Consider the following 19,486-nt stretch of genomic DNA (forward strand, 5'->3'; position numbering starts at 1 on the left):
TCCTAGGTTCTACTTATCCCATTACAAAGTATTTCGATCGTTGTTATCTGTCTTGCTTTAAGAGGTAGCTGTACCCGGTTATTGGAGACTTCCAACTGACGTATTCGTTCTTCCAACAGGTTACATTCCCAAGCTTCCAGGATTTCATAGTCACTATTTACAGTAGCAGGCCCTCTTTTTCCGTCTGTTTCAATAAGACGAAGTATGAGAGAATCCCGTTTTTCCGCTTTTTTGAGGGTCTCACAGGTAACATTACTTTCTTGAAGAGAGAAAGATTCTAAAGAAGAAGGTAAGGAAGCCTTTTTCTGTTCATTAGTAAGTACCATAGGCTTATGATGGAGTGCATACCCAGCATCAACAACTTGACCTTCCTGATAACGCCCAGTATGGGGTAATAAGGAATAAGATAATTTTTGTCTACCACGATCAGCTTTAGGATAAGGATAAGTAGGCGATCGTAATAAGCTTATAGAGAGCAGTCCCTCTTTAGCAGAATAACCGTAGGAATGAGGAGACATTAATGCCACTCCATATCCTTCTTCGCTCAAATCAACCCAGGCATGGGCTGGAACTTCAAAGGCTGCTTCATCCCAACTTGTGTTATTGTGTGTTGTTCGTTCACAGACTCCATAAGCTATTTGATAACTTGCCCTGGGAGCAAGAATCTCTGTAGGGAACAGACTTCTTAAAATTAAGTGATCTTCATGCCAATCAATATCAACATTAAAATCAATCTGTCTTTTATGAGCATAACAGGTGATTGTTTGATGATATGTGGATTTAAGATGAGTCCTTTCTATCTCCAAAGTGATAAATAAAGGATTGCAAACACGTACATTTATAGTTCCAGGGTTATCAATAGCCCAATTCTGTTCCTTTCCCTGTATACCAAGATTCCAGGCATCATAATCCTCAGGATAATCAGCAAAGAGTTGCAAAGTATTGGCTTTGGCCCCTTGGGGAACGATTTCTCTTCCTTCAGACTTATCTAAGAGACTCGTTATAGTAAAATCATTTTGAAGTTCTATCTCATAATAAGGAGTAGAAAGGTGACCGTTTTTATATTCGAAAGGAATATCAAACTCTTTTGTTTCCTTTACCAGTTCATAGCTGTCCCAACCTTTAGAAGGTAGTTCTGTGGCTAGGAAATGAAGCTGTGATCCATCATGCCAGCTAACAGGATATTGATCATTACCCTTTCGGATACTATATCCGGGTTCTGCTGGAACCGTAACAATAGCATCACGCTTGGCACTTACGGGATTGAGGACAACAAATTCCTCTTCTTTGGTCGCTATGTGCTTCGCCAAAGCATCTTTTGCTTTCTGACCTAAGGCTTTTAATGCTTCAAGAGCTCCTTCCATCTGCCGATGAGACTCTTCATAGACAGCTTGAATTGAGCTTCCAGGAAGAATGTCATGGAATTGATTGAGGAGTATGGTTTTCCAGATTTGTTCCAACTCTTGATGGGGGTACTTTTCTCCCTGAAGCCATGCTAAGGAGCATAGTGCTTCTGTTTCCATCGCCGTGTTTTCACAAAGTCTGTTCAATTGTTTTGTCTTGGTTATACTTGTATATGTTCCTCTATGGTACTCAAGATATAACTCCCCAACCCATGTGGCTGGTTTAGTCATGTCCTTTTCAATGGTTTCTAAGAAATCAAGAACAGTCGTTTGCTTTGTACGAGGAACACCGGGATATCCTTGACTCAATCGACGTTGACGTTCAAGCATTCCAGCAGTAGGACCACCGCCCCCATCGCCATAACCATAGAGATGTAACGTATTCGTTGTTTGATCCTTATCCTGGAATCGTTGCCAGGTTCCGAGAATCTGTTTTGGATTTAGTAATCCGTTATAAGTAGTTTCATTGCTTTTTTTTCTGGGGTAGTTAGAAGGAGGCTCATAATCCTTGCTAGTTACCATAAAAGCCAGGACTTCAGAACCATCGAGACCTTTCCATTTAAACAAATCATGGGGGATTCGATTGGATCTATTCCAACCTAATTTTGTTGTTACAAAATATTTGATACCACAGCCTGCGATGATTTGTGGAAGAGTTGCTGGGAATCCAAAGCAGTCAGGTAGCCATAAGATTTTACTATCCACACCTACTTGATCTTTTAGCCAGGATTTTCCCCATAGGAATTGTCGGACGAGAGATTCTCCACTAGTAAGGATGGTGTCACTCTCAATCCACATTCCTCCTTCAATCTCCCAACGACCTTCTTTTACACGAGCCATTATCTGTTCAAAAAGAGCTGGTTGATCATGACGTAGCCATTCCAGCATTTGAGGCTGGCTGGAACTGAAAATGTACTCAGGATATCGGTCCATAAGATTAAGTACAGTGGCATAGCTACGAACAGCTTTTTCTCTAGTCTGATCTAATGTCCAGAGCCAAGCCATATCTATATGGGAATGTCCGACAACATTAACTGTTAAATCCGATTCATTTCCTAACAGAGACTTGAGAATATCATGGGCAATACTGAGGGATTGATAAAAATCTGAACTATCTAAATCTCTTAAATCCAGAGCCTGGACAGCCTGAGCACAAGCTAAGCTTACCTTCCTATAAGCAGGTTGGTCTTCTTCTAATAGTTTGGCCGTTTCCCAGGCAAGTTTTAAATCGATACAGAATTGTTCCAGTTGCTCTTTGTGTTTATATAATTCTATAGATAGAAATACGTCTGGTCTCTCTGTTGATGCATAGGTATACAAACTCAATTGAGTTGTTTTCTTATCTGAGGGAAAGTTGAATACCCTATGACTTACATCAAGTCCGCAATGAATCTTTTCATCGAGATAAACAAGAAATTGGGGATTGCTATAATTCCATATATCAGTAGCCCCAGTTCCAATAGAACAACGTAATTCTTTACCAATAGCTTCTTGGGGAAGTTCTACCTGAGTGGTAAAGATCCAATGTTTGTCCTCCCCTCCAAAGGCCTGTTTTAAATCATAGTCAACCCAATCACTGTCCTCTTGAACCTTGTTCCAATCGTGATAGGAACAAGGCTTCATTTTAACAGGACCAACGGGATATGTTTCATTTCGACAAGCTTTCTGAAGAACTTTTAGCGGATATGATAATAGATTCTGTAAAGCTTCTTTATGCATATTCACCTTTATCCTTTTACACCTGTCGAAGAAAGTCCACCAATGATAAATCTTTGTAAGAAAATAAATAATACAATAATAGGTAAGATAGACATTACAGAAGCCGCTAAAATACTGCTCCAATCAACACCCATGTTACCAATGTAATTCTTGATAGCAATTTGGATGGTATAATTCTTTTGTTCACTTAAGACTAATAAGGGAAGAATATAGTCATTCCAACGCCACATAAAGCTGAAAATAGTCAAGGTAACAGCGCTTGAAGTACCTAAAGGCAGCATAACTCTAAAAAAGCTTTGGAACTCAGAACTACCATCAATACGTGCCGCCTCTACCAGAGAAATAGGAACTGACATATATTGCTGTCTGAACATAAAAATACCTGTAGTCGTTGTCACAACCGGAAGAATAACTCCCCAAATGTTGTTATAAAGACCTATAAAGCTAATAACAGATACCTGGGGTACTGTTAATGTCTCACCAGGAATAAGTGTTCCTAAAAGGAATATTCCAAATATATAGTTTGTGTACTTGATTTCATGTCTATAAATCGCAAGAGCATATCCACACATAGCACTAATGGCTAATGTAATTAAAGTACCAACAACAGCCAGGAATAAACTGTTAGCCATGTAGATAAAAAAATCTTCCTGTAAAACGTTTTGATAATGTTCTACCGTAAACTTTGAAGGAAACAAAGAGAGAGGGTAAGAAAAAAGTTCTCCAGATTGCTTAAAAGAACTAAAAAATAACCAAACAATTGGAAAAATAAAGGCCAATGCAACCAATACAGTTATAAGGGAAGGAATAACCTTATCTTTGGACAATTTGACTTGTTGGATCATTGTTCGCCTCCTTTACTTACTTTGAATTGGACGAAAGCTACAAAACCAAAGATTATCATAGCCACCAAACTGGTTGCTGAAGCATAACCATATTGCATTTGACTAAATCCTTTATCAAAAATAAATTGGATTATATAAGTAGTTTTAAGTCCTGGTCCCCCTTGAGTTATCCCTTGAACAAGAGCGAATTCTTTTAACAAATTGACTGTTGCTAACAAGGTAACAAGGAAGGTTGTAGGAGCTAACATAGGTACCGTTATTTTTAGGAATGTTCTAACACCGCGACTTCCATCTATGGCAGCGGCTTCATAGACATCCTTGGGAATATTATTAAGCCCACCAATAAAAATAACCATAAAGAAACCAGTTGATGCCCAGTTTGAAGCGAAACTAATAACAAAAGTAGCTAGATAGGAATTAAGAGCCCATTCCATGGGGGTTATTCCCATTACACTTAGTAGAAAGTTAACTAGTCCATATTCAGTACTAAACATCCAGTTGATAGTGATACCAACAACCAGAGCACTCAATAGAGAAGGAACAAATGCTAATGTTCTAGCAAATCCCTTACCTAGAACTTTTTTGCTAGTAACCAAATAAGCCACTAATAGGGGTACGATTACCTTAAAAGGAAGACTAAACAATGTGTAAAAAAAGGTCCTTGTTAGGGCACTGTAAAATTTGTTGTCTACTAATAACTCCTTAAAATTTCGTAGACCAATAAAGTTCATGGTTTTCCAGCCATCATAATCTGTGAAGGCAAAGCCTACACTTAGGAACAAGGGGATGATGAAAAATATACCAAAGAGCAATAAACAAGGAGTTATAAAGAGCCAGAATGCACGCACATGTCTAGCATTTTTTTTCGTTTTCATAGGTCAGAGAACCTCTTTATAGGGATTGAAGGATCGGATCGCCAAAAGGCGACCCGAATATTAATTAATATTCTAAAGCCCATCCGGACTTTTTGGATAATAGAAGAGCAAAACCATCAAGTGCAGCTTTAGGAGTAATATCACCATTTACGGCTTGCTTTAATGCATCACGATATTCGTTGTCATAGTAGTTTCTCCACATGGAGCTCTCATCAACAACAAAAGCATTGGGAAGTTTAGGAACCTCAGACTGTAAGACTCTATAGTCTTCTTTCACCTTAGGATCTTCTGGGGAATAAGTTATTCCAACCATAGAAGAAAGTCCCTTATCTGTATTCAAGTACTCTTGGAAATTGTCTTCGCTGTAGAACCATTTAAGGAATTCTATACCCAATTCTGCATTCTCTGCATTAGTTGGAACAGCTAAACCACTACCACCAAGAATTGAACTACCACCGTTAGGACCAACTGGTGAAGGCATTACGCCCCAATTCATGTCTTTGATCTGTGTATAGAAAGTGTTGTAGTTCCAGCTTCCTGAGAAGTAAACACCCACGTTTCCATTCTTAAAATAGTCAGCAGGATTATCATTAGTACCACCAGCCCAAATAGCTTTTGGCATAAATTCATTATTCCATTCAACAAACTCAGCAAGAGTATTGATGTTTTCAGGACTATTTACTGTTACAGAAAATTTAGCTCCATTTTTTTCAACTAGAGATCCACCGTTTACATACATTAGGTTATCATAACGAGCTCTAGAGGCATCCATAGCCATTCCGTATTTAACTCCACCTTTTTCCTGAAGTAATTTAGCATTTTTTGCTAAGTCTTCAAGAGTCCAGGGATTGTCTACTGTTGGAACAGCAATACCAGCTTTCTCGAAAGCATCAGCATTGTAATAAACGTTAGTAATTGTGAATTGTTGTGGTAGAGCATATATATCATCGGAATCCCAGATTTGGTTAATCATATCGATCGCACTTTGTTCGAATAATGCTCTATCGAAGTATTCACTTAAATCTAGGAACTCATCAGGATACAACATTGACAAACGTGTTGTGGCAATCACATCAGGTAAGTCATTGTTTTTAGCCATCAATGGGAATTTAGTTAACTGATCATCATAAGGGATAACCATAATATTAACTGTATTACCAGTTGCTTCAGCCCATCTATTGAGGGCCTCAGACAAAGCATCGCCGGTACTAGGTTCTTCACTTAACATAACTTTAAGTTCTTTTGGCCCAGTACTACCAGAAGTTTCTTTACTACAGCTTACCATCCCTAAAAGCAATACAGCAGAGATGCTTGAGAGCAGGAGAGCTGAGAAAAACTTTTTCATAAAATACCTCCGTTAATTTGTTGGGATCTTTCTCTATTTAGAGAGAAAAAATCCCCTATATAAATTTAGTATAAAGGGTCGATTCCCCTTCAAATCTACAATTAAATTGCCAAGAAAACATCTATTTACTCGCATTTATTGCTTTTTCAAACTTCCTCACACCAGGTATTTAAGCCTTTGGGATCAAATCCTTTGTATTCAACTTCTTTACCATTAACAGTGATGCTTTGATTCCAACTTCCTTTAATGTTACCTAAAGTGGAATCTACATACTCAAAGCTTAATTCATTACAGGTCAAAGGTGTAGAAAGTATTAGGGAAATAAATTCTTCGAATGATCCATGGCAGGCCTGACTACCTCCTCTAAAGAGATAGATAGTTTTACGACCTTGAACAATAAACTCTCTATCTTTGTACGGACCATAGGTTTGTAATTCTGGTATTTGAGAAGCATATATCGCTCCATAACCACCGTTTTTCGCTTCAACAAATATCCAATTATCTTTTTGTTGATAGGAGGCCAATTCCTTTATTGGTATATATATGTGAGTGTAGGACACTGAATGCTCAGGATCAATATTGTAAATAGCTGAAGCAAAAGATTGGTATTGATTAACACGGGGCAAGGTACCGTTTCCAGCCCAATAAGAAGGACGGGCATGGCCAAATATGGAGTGTTCTCCGGGATGACTTACCCATATATGTTCATTGGCACTAAACAACATGTGAATAGGATCTTCTTGAAAGCCCCTTTCCCCTACTCTAAAATCATTGGCACTGCTCAAGATGTAATTTGCAGTTTTCCATGTGTATACATCCGCATGACCCTTATAACCATGAGTTGATTGGGCAAGAAGAGCTTTCCCTTTAGGGACCCTAACAAATTCTTCATATTCTTTTGGGGGTATGTAATCAGAATAACACAAGGCTGTAACCCCTTTTCCTGCATGAGAGGGATTACCAATTCCCCAATCAATCCAGTTTATAAAAGAAGGACAATTAGATTGATTACCAAACAACTCTTTATGATATGTTCTTCCTGATGTAGTACTAAATGCTCCCTCCAGAGAATAGACTGCTAAGATCCATGACAAATAGTCCAATCCTTTCTTTGCGTTCTCACGCATTCGTTCATTGTCGGTTTGTGCATATAAACTCGCAAAACCTAAGGAATCAATTGGTAAATAAGGAGGACTATTCCACTCTGTAAACCCTATAGAGAAAAACACTTCAAACCATTCATCTAACAAAGCGAGGGCTTTCTTCTGCATTTCGATACCAGTCATACCACTATTGGTGAAGATTTCATTAGGATACAGTTCCCCACAAATCAATTGACTGATATGGAACATGAGAGCATGGTTTTCACTATAGAACCACATAGCATCATCACCAGGTTCATCATACCAGTATCGGAAACCTAGAATACAAGCTTTTATCTCTTCTTTGATTTCTTTAGTCACAAAGGGATGGTCTGATAGAGACTTCATTATGTGATGTAAATAGGGCATATAAAAATCGCTACAATCACTACGATTATTAATAAAAGTAATCTGTCTTTTTATGAGGTCTTCAAATTCTTTTTGATCGCCACCAGCATATAATATGGCTATGGCCCTGTTCCCATTACGTTCCCCATATTGAGCAAGGAACTCGTAAGCCTGTTTTTTTCGCTCTTCTATAGTTGCCGAAGGAGTCGGCAATAGGGAATGGGGAAAGTTTTCAAATGCTAAGTGGTAGCTGATGGCTAAACCTTGTACTTCTGTTTTTGCGTCAAATTGTAAATAACCATATGGAAAATCTTCACAAGCACCTAGATTAGCAACAGACGAACCAGGAGCAAATACAGCTTCTTTCTGACACAAATCACCAACCATGGCATTTTCCTCTGTGGCGCCTTCAATGTAGATCTTCAATTCTGAATCATCAAAGGGATTAGGACAGTATAGTTTTACGTCTCCCCTATTAACGTGACCACTTTCACAACTTAAATCGCCTAAAGCTTTTTCTACAGCTTTAATGGCTTCTATGTCCCGATTACCAACAGAAATCTTTTGCTTGAAATCAGGTTGTTCTTCTTTAAAGCATAGGGAAAATGAGGCTTCTGTATCCCGTTCTGCAAAATCATCCCAGCGGACAATAAGAGTGTTTTCACCTGCAACCAAAGGAAGAACAATGGTAGCTGTTTCAAATTTATTACGTATATAAGGCTCATGTTTGATGATTAACTTATCATTGAGCCAAAGAGAGGCTCCTCCGGATACGGCAAAATCACATTCAATGTGACAATCTGAAGGAACCTCCAATATGGTATAGGCTACGGATTTTATCCAGGTAGATGTTGACCAAAAACCTGTGTTTGTAATGAATGGATTGGAGTAGGGAAAATTAACAATTAATGGTGATTCACTATGTCCCCAAAGAATTGAACCATCAGCATCCTTTTGAGTAAAGGAAGGTAATGCATCTGAAGACAGGCGCCTTTCTTTAATGAAGTTTTCACGAATGGGATTAAGATGTGAAGCGGCTCCAACAGAACCTTCCCATACATTCGCTTCTTTTTCAATGGCTACCGGGTCACCGTGAATAGCTTCTTCATGAACTTGGCTGACTAGGAACCTATTTATATATTTATTATTTTCCAAAGAATAAATCAAATAACTCATTAATAACTCCTATATCCATTTTAACATCTAATTTTATGCAAAATAGCTCATTTTTTGTCCACCTTAGGCTTGAAATGCGCATTTTATGCGCAATCCTCTGAGCATTCCTGGGTAAAGATGTCTAAATCAGAATGTATATTTATCCTGTATTCATCTATATGAATTATTCATATGATAACGTAATTATAGGTGAAAAACCAAATTTGAGAGAAAGATTAAAAACGGAACCCATTGTTAACTTAACAGATGTAGAATTACTGATGCTTTTAATAGGCCACGGAAACAAGCAGTACAATTTAGTGGACATAGCTTATAGACTGCTTGAGTATCTGGATACAAATCTTGTAAAAACAGCCATTCCCAATATCTCAGGTGTAGCCGGAATCGGAGAAGCTAAGAGTTGTAAGATACAAGCAGCTTTAGAATTTTCAAGAAGAAGATATCGACCTTTTTATGAAACAATTAAAAATCCTGAAGAGGCCTACATGGCGATAAAACATCTTTTTCGTAATGACAAAGAAATGTTCATCTGCCTCACTCTGAATGGAGCCCATGAAATCATTAATACCCATATTATTAGTATAGGAATATTAAATCGTACATTGATCCATCCTAGAGAGTTTTTTAATCCTACTATTCAGGATAAAGCTGCGGCTGTTATTGCGACGCATAATCATCCCAGCGGAAACCTCAAGCCTAGCAAAGAAGACATGGAAGTAACTAAGCGCTTAAATGAATCAGGAGAATTATTAGGAATTCCCCTACTGGATCACATTATATTCTCAGATACTGATTTCTATAGTATTAAAGAAAACACATAGTACTTATTGTAATTGTTATTCATAGGTAAACAGCATATTTTAAGCTTGGTATCCTTTAGTTTAAATTTTAGTTAGTGTGGTATTAACCTGATTTGGAAAAAGGACTATCCTCCCCTTAGGATTTATTGAGAAATGGTCAAACGATCTCATAACTCTTATCAGGAAAGCATACAAGTAAGATTAGACTTTATCCTCATTTCTCACTCTAGCAATTAAGGTTAGAGAGACCGAAGAAGACCATTTCTCATTTTAAGAGGTAATTTATGCACCAAAACTGGAAACGCAACCTTTGGATTATATGGGTAGCACAAGTGTTAAGTTTAGGAGGATTTAATTTTGGACTTCCTTTTTTACCCTACTTCATTCAAGATCTCGGGGTTACAGACAGTGATCAACTAAAGCTTTGGACAGGGATCATTTCAAGCGCACCTGCTTTAACAATGGCTGTGATGGCCCCCATATGGGGATTTATTGCAGACCGATATGGGCGAAAGATCATGTTATTAAGAGCCATGCTTTTTGGAACTGTGATTTTAACAGCTCTCAGTTTTGTAACCTCTGTAGAACAGGTCATTATATTAAGATTATTACAGGGTTTACTAACGGGAACAATGACAGCAGCCGCCACTTTAGTATCTGTAGGAACACCAAAAGAGAAACTCAGCTATGCCTTAGGGGTTTTAGCATCCTCGAACTTCATTGGTATTTCCATTGGCCCTTTATTTGGGGGATTAGCTGCAGAATGGCTAGGATACAGAATGAGTTTTGTCATAGGAGCGGCCATACTAGCGGTTGGATTTTTCCTGGTTCTCATAGCTGTTCAAGAACTCAAAGCACCAGAAGAGGACAATAAAGAAGAAATAAAAGAGAGAGAGTCTGGAAATAGAAATCACAGGAATAGTATTTTCACTTTTACCATAATAGGTTCCTTAGCAATGATATTAATACTAAGGTTCTCACGAGTTCTTCCCATTCCTTTTATCCCTTTATATGTACAGGATTTGTTAGGTAAAATATCAGGAGCCGCTTCTATCACAGGCTTGATATCCTTTGCAAGAGGAGGAGTGACAGCTCTGGCCTCTATTACCATTGTAAGGTGGGGTGATAAAATTGAGAGGATGAAAATTGTCGTTCTCCTTCTTGCTTTAGCGACCATTGTGAGCATTCCTGTTTCTTTTGTGCAAAGTATTTTTGGCTTTTCTGTATTTTTTGTCCTTGCAACTTTTTTTATGGGAGGAATAGAGCCATTAATTCAATCAGAAATTGTTAGTGCCGTCCCATCGGATAAACGGGGTCTCATTTTTGGAGTTCAGACAACTGTAGGTAATATGGGATGGTTTGCAGCCCCAATGATAGGCTCTCTCATCAGTATAAACTATGGAATACCTGCAGTATTCTTCTCTATGCTGATTTTCCTTGCTGTTGCTACGCTAATTGCTTTTATTTTCCTGATTCTTCTAAGAAACAAAAGAACAGAGGGATAGATCTTTTAGTCACCACATAATTTTACCTGATAAACACTTTTTGTCTTACAGGAGGATAAGGCTATAAAAATATAGAGACCTGTAGTTCTTTATGTTATTATGCTGGCGTCTCTTGACAGATAATTGTTTCCCTCACAGGTTTTATCTACAGAGTGCGATCCTGATAGAAGCATGGTCAAGTTAGAAAATAAAATAAACATTAGGAGTGGAAATTTGAGTAATTTTCATGAAAAAACGGAAGCTGTTGTAGAAGCTCTAGGCAAAGTAAAAGTAGTTCCTGTCTTAGCCATCGAAAAAGTAGAAGATGGAATTAAGATGTGTCAGATATTAGATGAATGTGGATTAAAAGCAGCAGAAATCACATTCAGGACAAAAGCAGCAGAGGGAATTATTAAAGAAGCCGCTAAGCAATTTCCTGAATTAGTATTAGGAGCTGGTACAGTACTTAATGTTGAAGATCTTCACAAAGCCTTCGATGCAGGTGCCCAATTCGCTGTAGCTCCCGGTTTTAATCCAGTTGTTGTTGAAGAAGCAGTAAAAAATGCTTATCCCTTCTTCCCTGGTTTTTGTACTCCTTCTGAGCTTGAACAAATCATGCAATTCGGAATCAGAATGGTTAAGTTCTTTCCAGCAGAAGCAGCTGGTGGGGTGAAAATGATCTCCAATGTTACAGCCCCCTATAAGCACCTTGGTGTTAAAGTAATGCCTACTGGTGGTGTAAAACCTGAGAACTTCGGTGATTACCTCTCCCTTCCACAAGTTGTTTGTTCTGGAGGAACATGGGTAGGTAAGGCTGATGATATTAATTCAGGTAGCTGGGACAAAATTCGATCAATAGTAAAGGATGCTGTCCTATTAGCATCTAAGAACTAATAATAAAGAGGATATATATGGCTAAGTTAACCATAAGACCAGAAAGTGAATGTAAATACGATATTGTATCCCTGGGAGAAGTCATGTTGCGACTGGATCCAGGTGAAGGAAGAATACACACAACACGAGAATTCAAAGCATGGGAAGGGGGCGGAGAATATAACGTAGCCCGAGGACTTAGAAGATGCTTTGGCAAAAGAGCAGCTGTTGTAACAGCCTTCGCGGATAATCCAGTTGGAAGATTAGTTGAAGACCTGATCCTTCAGGGCGGTGTTGATACTTCTTATATCAAATGGGTCAAATATGATGGTTGTGGTAGAGATACAAGAAATGGACTCAACTTTACAGAACGTGGCTTTGGAATTAGAGGAGCTGTTGGTTGCTCTGATAGAGGAAACACTGCAGTATCCCAGTTAAAAGAAGGTGATATTGATTGGGAAGGATTGTTTTCTCAAGGTGTCAGATGGTTTCATACTGGAGGAATCTTTGCCGCTCTATCTGAAACAACTCCAGGAGTTGTTATCGAAGCCATGAAAGCAGCTAAGAAATATGGAACTATCATTTCTTATGATCTTAACTACCGACCCTCTTTATGGAAAGCCATTGGTGGTGAAGCAAAAGCTCAGGAAGTTAATAAAGAAATCGCCCAATATGTGGATGTCATGATCGGGAATGAAGAAGATTTTACAGCTTGTCTAGGTTTTGAAGTTGAAGGAACAGATGACAACCTTACGAACCTTAAAACAGATAACTTTAAGAACATGATCAAAAAAGCTGTAGTAGCTTTCCCTAACTTTAAAGCAACTGCCACAACATTGCGTGGTGTTAAGACAGCAACAGTAAACGACTGGGGTGCCATTTCCTGGTATGACGGGGAATTTTTTGAAGCCACCCATAGACCAAATCTAGAGATCATGGACCGTGTTGGTGGTGGTGATAGCTTTGCCTCTGGACTCATTTATGGATTCTTAACTTACAATGATGCCGATAAAGCTGTTAACTATGGAGCAGCTCACGGAGCTTTGGCTATGACTACCCCTGGAGATACCACAATGGCAAGTCTATCAGAAGTAGAAAAAATCGTTGGCGGTGGCGGTGCCCGAGTAGACCGTTAAAGTATAATTTCAACTTTTTTGTTGTTAATATTCCCCGAAACAGACTATGCTACATAGCTGTATCGGGGATTTTTTTCTTATAAGGAAGGAGAATTTAGTACGATGATAAAACGTATTGATAACACAGCCAGATTAACTATGTTGCTCTTTTCTTCCAGTGCTATTCTACTACCCTTGAGCTTACAAACAATTAGTACCGAGCTCGACTTAAACCTTACACAAGGTGGACTGTTGGGTTTTATTCCTGCCATGGCACAATTTCTTTTACTTTTGTTATCTAGTATTTATGCCTCACGTATTCATAAAGTTCCCTTTCTTAGAATGGCTGTCATCATAGCCAGCACAGCACTTATCCTATTTTCAAGAGTGAATACTTTTTGGACCGCTATCCTTGCCCTCATAATCCTTAATTCGGGAGCCTCACTCCTTGAAGGATTACTGACTCCCTTAGTTGAAGATATGCACCCCGAGGACAGTGGTAAGAAAATGAATCAACTCCATGCTTTCTGGCCTGCAGGAACCTTTTTAACGGTTATTGTGGTTGGAGAATTACTAAGCCGAGGAATATCCTGGCGTTGGCCCTTCTTTGTATTAGGATTATTATTCCTTATACCAGCTATATTATTTCCTTTAAAAACACGGAAGCTCTGGACTCCCTCCGGGGCTAATATCAAACAATTAAAATCAATACTCCTCCATCCTGTCTTTTGGCTAATGGGAATGGCTTTATTCTTTGCAGGAGGATCGGAAGGAGCCTTTGCTTTTTGGACAGCAAGTTATATTGAACTGGACTTTGGAAATCTTCCCAGAGCAGCATCCCTGGGAATCGCGTCTTTTGCACTGGGTATGTTTATTGGTCGAATTAATGCGTCCCGTCTCAGTGATAGATGGGGATTAAAGAAGATATTAATAGGAACAAGCTTAGCAGCCTTAGGAATAAGCGCTACCTTCTTTCTAATTAATACTCTGCCCTTATTAATTATATTTCTTCTCTTTATTGGAATAAGCTTGGCCCCTTTATGGCCTTCCTTACAGAGCTATTCCGCTCGATTGGTTCCCGTTGATTCTACAATGATGATGATACTATTATCCTGCTTTGGTGTACCTGGTTACTCAACAGCCACCCTGCTAATGGGAATGGTAGGAGATCAATGGGGACTGAAAGCGGCTTTTATTATCGCCCCCCTCTACCTCTTACTGCTATTAGCCTCCTTGTCCTTAGCTCTGTTTCTATCTAAAAAGGCCCAAAGCCAATAGAAGTGGCAATAAACAAAAATAGAATAGACAATCCGGCCATGAAAGCTTGTAGGATCAGAGTCCATCTAAACCACTTAGGATAAGATATAACCGTAAGACTTAGGGCTATCAGTAATAAAGGATTGGTGGGAAAAAGCATATTAGAAAAGCCATCCCCAAAACCAAAAGCAAGTACAGCAGTTTGTCTTGTTATCCCTACAAGATCTGCCAGGGGAACGAGAATAGGCATCATAAGAAAGGCCTTAGCTGAGGCAGATCCAATAAAAAAGTTCATACCTAAAGTCATAACATACACAAGAAGAGCAGACAAAGAGGGAGGTGCACCTTTGATCGCAGTGGCGGATCTATATAGTATCGTATCTGTAATACCACCTTGATCAATTATGTACTTCACACTATAAGCTAATAATATAAGGATAACACCAGGCACCATAGATTGCCATCCCTTCAAAAAGATCTGTCCAACCTTCAATAAGGAATAGCCAGCAATAAGCCCGGCGCCTATTCCCCCGATAACAAACATTAATCCCATTAAAGGGAAGGCCAGAAAGGAATACTGAGGAATAAAACCCGTACCCACAATCACAGCAAAAGCCATAGAAATACAAACCAAAAACCATGAAAGGCTTTTATATAACTTAGGAGAATATATCCCTTTGTCAGACAGTTCTGTATCAACGTCTATCGTATCAAAATGATCTTCCTGATAAGAGAGACTTTTATTCCTGTCTTTCTCCACTTTCCGCGCATAGAAAGCAACAAAGGCATAAACAAACCCATAAGTAATAACAAAGAATATCAGTCGCAGCCAGGCACCAGAGAATAGGGGTAAATCAGCTATCGTTTGAGCCACGCCTACCGTAAAAGGATTAGTCACCCCACTAGCCATACCAAAGGCCATAGGGAGTAAGGACATACCCAAACCTGTAAGGCTATCCCACCCTAAGCGCTTAGCCATAGGCACAATAAAAATAATCAGAGGAACAAGACCTTCATAGACACCCAAGAATGAAGGCAAGAGCATCAGAACAAATATCATAATACCCATAAGAAGGTATTTGCGATCTTTAAATCTCTTAATCAGACTATCCATTAACACATCCATCACATGAATACGTTCCAAGATTGTGATAGAGCCTCCTACGAAGAGTAGGAATAGAATGATCGTATAAAGGGTAACAGCTCCCGAATTAAATAGAATCTCAACTGGAGCAGTAAACCAACGCCAAAAGGGATACTCTGGTTGAGGGATAGGATGATAACTACCAGTGATAATTAAAGTTCTTGAGCCCTCTACTGTACGATCATATTGTCCTGCAGGTAAAACTTTGGTCATAACACCACTAGCAATCATCAATACAAGCAAGATACCAAGAGCCATAAGAAAGGACCGGACTCCTACTTTTAAACTACTATCCTTCAGTTCCATAGAGTCTTTTTCAGGTTTCATGACAAATTTCCTGTAATAAATGGGTATAGAAAGATACGACTCTCTTATAATTATCAACACTCAGTCGCTCATTAGGAGCATGCATTAAATCCAATTCTTCAGAACTTAACAAGTAAGGAGAAAAGCGATAAACACGATCTCCTAAGTCTTTATAATATTTACTATCAGTAGTCGTCATATTGAGATAAGGCACAACACCAGCCGCATCGACTAATCCTTCCAGGGAACGATGGAATAACTCCAATTCTTTATAGGCAGGGCCGTTCCTATCGTCACTATAAACAGGATCGCATCCTTCCTCAGGATCCTGTATATCGATATAAACACCTGTGTCTTTTAGGATTTTTCGATAGCGAGCAAGACCCTTGTTAATGGTATCACCAGGAAGAAGTCGGGAATTAATAATCCCCCAAGCCCTTGTAGGTAGAACATTGGGAACAGAGCTCCCCCCACTCATGGTAACAGCTATAGTGGATTGGATTTGAGCCGCTGTTAAGGGACGGGATTTTAATATCTTTACCAATAAAGGTTGGAATAACCATAGATTAGCCATAATCACATTTTGTGGAAAAGGAAAAAGAGAAGAGGAATAATAGAAAAAATCCCTTACCGCAAAAGGAAGCTTAGTATAACGTTTCTTTTTTTCGAGGAGACTCAAGGCCTTACTAACTTGTCCAAGGGCCGACTCTGGAGGGGGAGACGAGGAATGACCACCTTTGGACTCACTAGTTATTAACCAATTAACATTCCCCTTTTCTGCTACACCCACAAGAGCTAAAGGCTCGCTCAAGCCTGGAATGACATCATGAACAATAGCCCCTCCTTCATCAAGAATCCATTCAAAATAGATGTTCCTCTTCTTGAACCAAGCCGCCATGGACTTAGCAGCTATACTCTTCGTCTCTTCATCGCCGGCAAAGGCGAACCATACATCTCTGTTAGGAGTTAAACCATTTTCCTGTGAGTTCTTCAGAGCTTCCATTAAACCTATAAGGGTAATCTTAGTGTCAATAGAACCTCGTCCCCAGATGTACCCCTCTACCAGGTCTGCTCCAAAGGGCTTATGAATCCAAAGTTCTTCTTTAACTGGGACAACATCATAATGGGCTAATAATAGAATGGGCTTATTTGTATTACCACTTGAGGATTTCCAATGAATGATAATTTGATAAGGATCAGGAAAAAAACAATCAACATCAGGACTATTGAGATAGTGTTCTTTAAGAGTATTTTGGAATAAAAGGAAGGCCCCTTCCTCCATATCGTCCCTATTCTGATAACTAACAGTAGGAATCTGTAAAAATTGTCTAAAACGTCTAAGGCTGTCTTCCCACTCATGATCAGATCCAAGATCTTTCTGAGACAGAGGAATCAAAGGAGGAACTCCTACCGTCCTCAACCCCAGTATGATTATAAAAATAAAAAAGCAGCCCAGAACAACTAAATACATCATATCCTTTTAGTCTATCGGGACTGCTTGCTTCTTGTATAGTGACTAAAGTTTTTTAAAAGTCTAACATAACTTCCCGATCACCACCTAACTCCAGGACTTCAATGGATTTCTTATGAATCCTGATACCAACAGAATAGAGGTATTCCTTCTGGCCCAACTTTAATCCCCACAAGGAGACAGTGAAGCCCTGATCTGCAATAAAGGAAGGAGCCTCGCTGGAATTAATTAATGTATATCCCCGTGACGTTAAATGGTTAATTAAAGTCTCCTGCCAAAAATCTATATCCTGTTCAGGATAATTATCTACAGTCTTGACCCTTAATTTAGCCCCTTCAGGAGACATGGCTAAGAAAACAGGTTTATCATCGATAAGAGCAAAACCTTTGGGCAAAACGACTTTAGGACCCCAAAAACTAAAACCCGGCTTCATCACCGATTGATTAATAAAATGGGCCATATCCAAATCATTAATCCAGTTAAAAGGAGAGGAGCGGTACTCGGGTAGACTATTATCCTGAAAAGATAAACTTACAGAAATATAAGCGTACTTTCGATCATTATCTAAACGTCTCAAAGACCCCTTATTGTAATCAATACGATTCATCAAACGACGTATCTCTTGTTCAAGAGCTAAGGTGCCTTCCACCTCTGAAGAATCTAAGTAGCTAAGATTTTTTTGTAATATCTCCTGGTTAGCTTCTAAAGAAGCCTTATTACTTTGGATTGATTGTCTTAGGTCACTAGAGGTTTGATCCCATCTTATCAGGTCTTCCGCATAGTCAGACAGGTATTCTCTAAAACTGATCAATTCTTCATTGGGTATACGAAGTTCGACTCGATCTGTGGATTTTAGAATGAAATACCCCCTATGGCCTTCTGTCCATTTAACCAATTCATTGGCGGCATTTAGATTATCTTTAACGAGTGCCTGGCTATCAATACTATAGGAAAGGAAAGACTCCTCTGCCCACAAACATAAAGAACCAAAGCTTAATAATAGCAGGGTAATAACTTTTCTCATTATTTTATTTCTCCCCTTTCTAATACATCCATAAACTGATCTAATCCTGATTCATCAAGGGTTGGACTGAAATACTCAACTATGTGTATCCATTTCTTATCAGTAATCACACCAACATAATACAAATAGGGTTCACGATCTTTACTAATGAAGGTAACAGATTTGATGTTCTGATTTCCAAAAGATTCTTCTCCCAAGTCTGCGCTTTTATAATAATCAGATAAATGATATTGAAGAGCTAACTGCCAAAAAGAACTATCACCTTTAGGTTCATTAGGAACAGAAGATATTCTAATAGAATGACCAGAGGCATCTTCTCCATTGAAATAATCTGCCTTATCAAAGACAGCCCAGGTTCCGCCAAGAGATAGTTTTACCTTTGCTTTAAGCACATCCGAGACGGGATACAAGGGATTTAGATCTTTGATCCAGGGAAAAGGTATATCTTCCTCTGTTAAGGCGGGCTCTACTTTTGGTTGTAATTCTAATGTGATTTGAGAATAGGAGGCTAACTGATTCATCACTTCGATTCTTTGTTTGATATTTTCGATCTCCTCTGTGAGTCGTCCAATCTCTCTTAGAATCTTTGCTCTCTCTTCAGGATCTGTACTCTTTTCCAATAAAGCATACAATCTGGTTCGTGTCTTCTCAGAAGTTTCTAACAAAGATTTCGTATCCTGAAAGGAATCAGTAATATCCTGGGTGGTTTCACTCATACTCAACAATTGTCCCAATCCTTGAATTTGGAGGAATACAGAATCATATAGGTCAACAGGTATTCTTAGTACGATATAAGTTTGATAGGACTGTTCTATATATCCACCATTAGCCAGGGTTAAATCTTCTGCTTCCTGTCTTATGGACTCTACATCATCGACTAATAACTTAACATATCCATTATAGATCTGTTTTCTATCTTGATTACTCTGTATTAGGTCTTCAGCTTGCAATGCTGACCTCTCTTGATCAATTGTTACTATTTCCTTTTTAGACATATCTAAAGAAGACATAAGCTTATTTTGTTGTTCAAACACTATTTCATCATTTTGCCTTCCTGTTTCTACAGGCATATGCTCATAGCTGGCACAGGATGTAAGAGAAATGACAACCATTGTCATTAGTAGGACAAACTTATTCATCTATATACTCCTTTTACATA

General features: G+C 38.8%; 14 protein-coding genes. 5 read left to right on the forward strand and 9 right to left on the reverse strand.

The annotated features are described in order from the left end of the window. Window positions 1-2 precede the first annotated feature (2 nt). The 5 genes from K345_RS0112500 to K345_RS0112520 form a co-directional block, all read right to left on the reverse strand. Complete coding sequence (locus tag K345_RS0112500; RefSeq protein ID WP_028974445.1) at window positions 3-3,122, reverse strand: alpha-mannosidase; 3,120 nt, start codon at window positions 3,120-3,122, stop codon at window positions 3-5. Window positions 3,123-3,130: 8 nt separating this feature from the next. Continuing rightward, on the reverse strand, window positions 3,131-3,967 hold the full coding sequence (locus K345_RS0112505; protein ID WP_028974446.1) for a carbohydrate ABC transporter permease: 837 nt from the start codon (window positions 3,965-3,967) through the stop codon (window positions 3,131-3,133). Continuing rightward, a complete protein-coding gene (locus K345_RS0112510) occupies window positions 3,964-4,842 on the reverse strand; it encodes a carbohydrate ABC transporter permease (RefSeq protein WP_028974447.1) in 879 nt (292 codons plus the stop codon). Before K345_RS0112510 ends, K345_RS0112505 begins: the two co-directional genes overlap by 4 nt. Before the next feature lie 64 nt (window positions 4,843-4,906). Beyond that, a complete protein-coding gene (locus tag K345_RS0112515) occupies window positions 4,907-6,187 on the reverse strand; it encodes an ABC transporter substrate-binding protein (RefSeq protein ID WP_028974448.1) in 1,281 nt (426 codons plus the stop codon). A 146-nt stretch (window positions 6,188-6,333) separates the two neighbouring features. After that, entirely contained in the window at window positions 6,334-8,853 is a 2,520-nt protein-coding gene (locus K345_RS0112520) for a glycoside hydrolase family 88 protein (protein WP_028974449.1), read from the reverse strand. A 203-nt stretch (window positions 8,854-9,056) separates the two neighbouring features. Here K345_RS0112520 and radC point away from each other — a divergent pair, with 203 nt between their 5' ends. From radC to K345_RS20985, 5 genes are all read left to right on the forward strand, one after another. Then, window positions 9,057-9,674 (forward strand): RadC family protein, encoded by a 618-nt coding sequence (gene radC / locus K345_RS0112525; protein ID WP_169714814.1) that lies wholly within the window; start codon window positions 9,057-9,059, stop codon window positions 9,672-9,674. A 263-nt stretch (window positions 9,675-9,937) separates the two neighbouring features. Further along, window positions 9,938-11,158 (forward strand): MFS transporter, encoded by a 1,221-nt coding sequence (locus K345_RS20980; RefSeq protein WP_053228284.1) that lies wholly within the window; start codon window positions 9,938-9,940, stop codon window positions 11,156-11,158. Window positions 11,159-11,371: 213 nt separating this feature from the next. Then, window positions 11,372-12,031, forward strand: a complete 660-nt coding sequence (gene eda / locus K345_RS0112535) for a bifunctional 4-hydroxy-2-oxoglutarate aldolase/2-dehydro-3-deoxy-phosphogluconate aldolase (protein WP_028974451.1) — start codon at window positions 11,372-11,374, stop codon at window positions 12,029-12,031. A 17-nt stretch (window positions 12,032-12,048) separates the two neighbouring features. After that, window positions 12,049-13,146: a sugar kinase gene (locus tag K345_RS0112540; protein WP_028974452.1), complete on the forward strand. Its 1,098-nt coding sequence runs from the start codon at window positions 12,049-12,051 to the stop codon at window positions 13,144-13,146. A gap of 102 nt (window positions 13,147-13,248) precedes the next feature. Then, window positions 13,249-14,403, forward strand: coding sequence for an MFS transporter (locus tag K345_RS20985; protein WP_053228285.1), 1,155 nt, complete (start codon window positions 13,249-13,251; stop codon window positions 14,401-14,403). On the opposite strand, the gene K345_RS0112550 is transcribed toward K345_RS20985, so the two are convergent. The 4 genes from K345_RS0112550 to K345_RS0112565 all read right to left on the reverse strand — a co-directional run bounded on the left by K345_RS0112550 (window position 14,381) and on the right by K345_RS0112565 (window position 19,466). After that, window positions 14,381-15,853, reverse strand: coding sequence for a YfcC family protein (locus K345_RS0112550; RefSeq protein ID WP_028974453.1), 1,473 nt, complete (start codon window positions 15,851-15,853; stop codon window positions 14,381-14,383). The two genes, K345_RS20985 and K345_RS0112550, sit on opposite strands and share 23 nt — an antisense overlap. Continuing rightward, entirely contained in the window at window positions 15,843-17,228 is a 1,386-nt protein-coding gene (locus K345_RS0112555) for a M20/M25/M40 family metallo-hydrolase (RefSeq protein ID WP_037572178.1), read from the reverse strand. Before K345_RS0112555 ends, K345_RS0112550 begins: the two co-directional genes overlap by 11 nt. 130 nt (window positions 17,229-17,358) lie before the next feature. Beyond that, window positions 17,359-18,327, reverse strand: a complete 969-nt coding sequence (locus K345_RS0112560) for a DUF4349 domain-containing protein (RefSeq protein ID WP_028974455.1) — start codon at window positions 18,325-18,327, stop codon at window positions 17,359-17,361. Further along, the gene (locus K345_RS0112565) at window positions 18,327-19,466 is read right to left on the reverse strand and encodes a DUF4349 domain-containing protein (RefSeq protein ID WP_028974456.1); all 1,140 of its coding nucleotides are present in this window, start codon (window positions 19,464-19,466) and stop codon (window positions 18,327-18,329) included. The genes K345_RS0112560 and K345_RS0112565 overlap by 1 nt, the downstream gene beginning before the upstream one ends. Window positions 19,467-19,486: the final 20 nt, after the last annotated feature.

Source organism: Spirochaeta cellobiosiphila DSM 17781 (genome assembly GCF_000426705.1).
Lineage (GTDB): Bacteria > Spirochaetota > Spirochaetia > DSM-17781 > DSM-17781 > Spirochaeta_E > Spirochaeta_E cellobiosiphila.

Coding starts and splice junctions, on each gene's coding strand:
- K345_RS0112500 (WP_028974445.1), bottom strand. CDS start 3,122: ATGCATAAAGAAGCTTTACAGAATCTATTATCATATCCGCTAAAAGTT.
- K345_RS0112505 (WP_028974446.1), bottom strand. CDS start 3,967: ATGATCCAACAAGTCAAATTGTCCAAAGATAAGGTTATTCCTTCCCTT.
- K345_RS0112510 (WP_028974447.1), bottom strand. CDS start 4,842: ATGAAAACGAAAAAAAATGCTAGACATGTGCGTGCATTCTGGCTCTTT.
- K345_RS0112515 (WP_028974448.1), bottom strand. CDS start 6,187: ATGAAAAAGTTTTTCTCAGCTCTCCTGCTCTCAAGCATCTCTGCTGTA.
- K345_RS0112520 (WP_028974449.1), bottom strand. CDS start 8,853: ATGAGTTATTTGATTTATTCTTTGGAAAATAATAAATATATAAATAGG.
- K345_RS20980 (WP_053228284.1), top strand. CDS start 9,938: ATGCACCAAAACTGGAAACGCAACCTTTGGATTATATGGGTAGCACAA.
- K345_RS0112540 (WP_028974452.1), top strand. CDS start 12,049: ATGGCTAAGTTAACCATAAGACCAGAAAGTGAATGTAAATACGATATT.
- K345_RS20985 (WP_053228285.1), top strand. CDS start 13,249: ATGATAAAACGTATTGATAACACAGCCAGATTAACTATGTTGCTCTTT.
- K345_RS0112550 (WP_028974453.1), bottom strand. CDS start 15,853: ATGAAACCTGAAAAAGACTCTATGGAACTGAAGGATAGTAGTTTAAAA.
- K345_RS0112560 (WP_028974455.1), bottom strand. CDS start 18,327: ATGAGAAAAGTTATTACCCTGCTATTATTAAGCTTTGGTTCTTTATGT.
- K345_RS0112565 (WP_028974456.1), bottom strand. CDS start 19,466: ATGAATAAGTTTGTCCTACTAATGACAATGGTTGTCATTTCTCTTACA.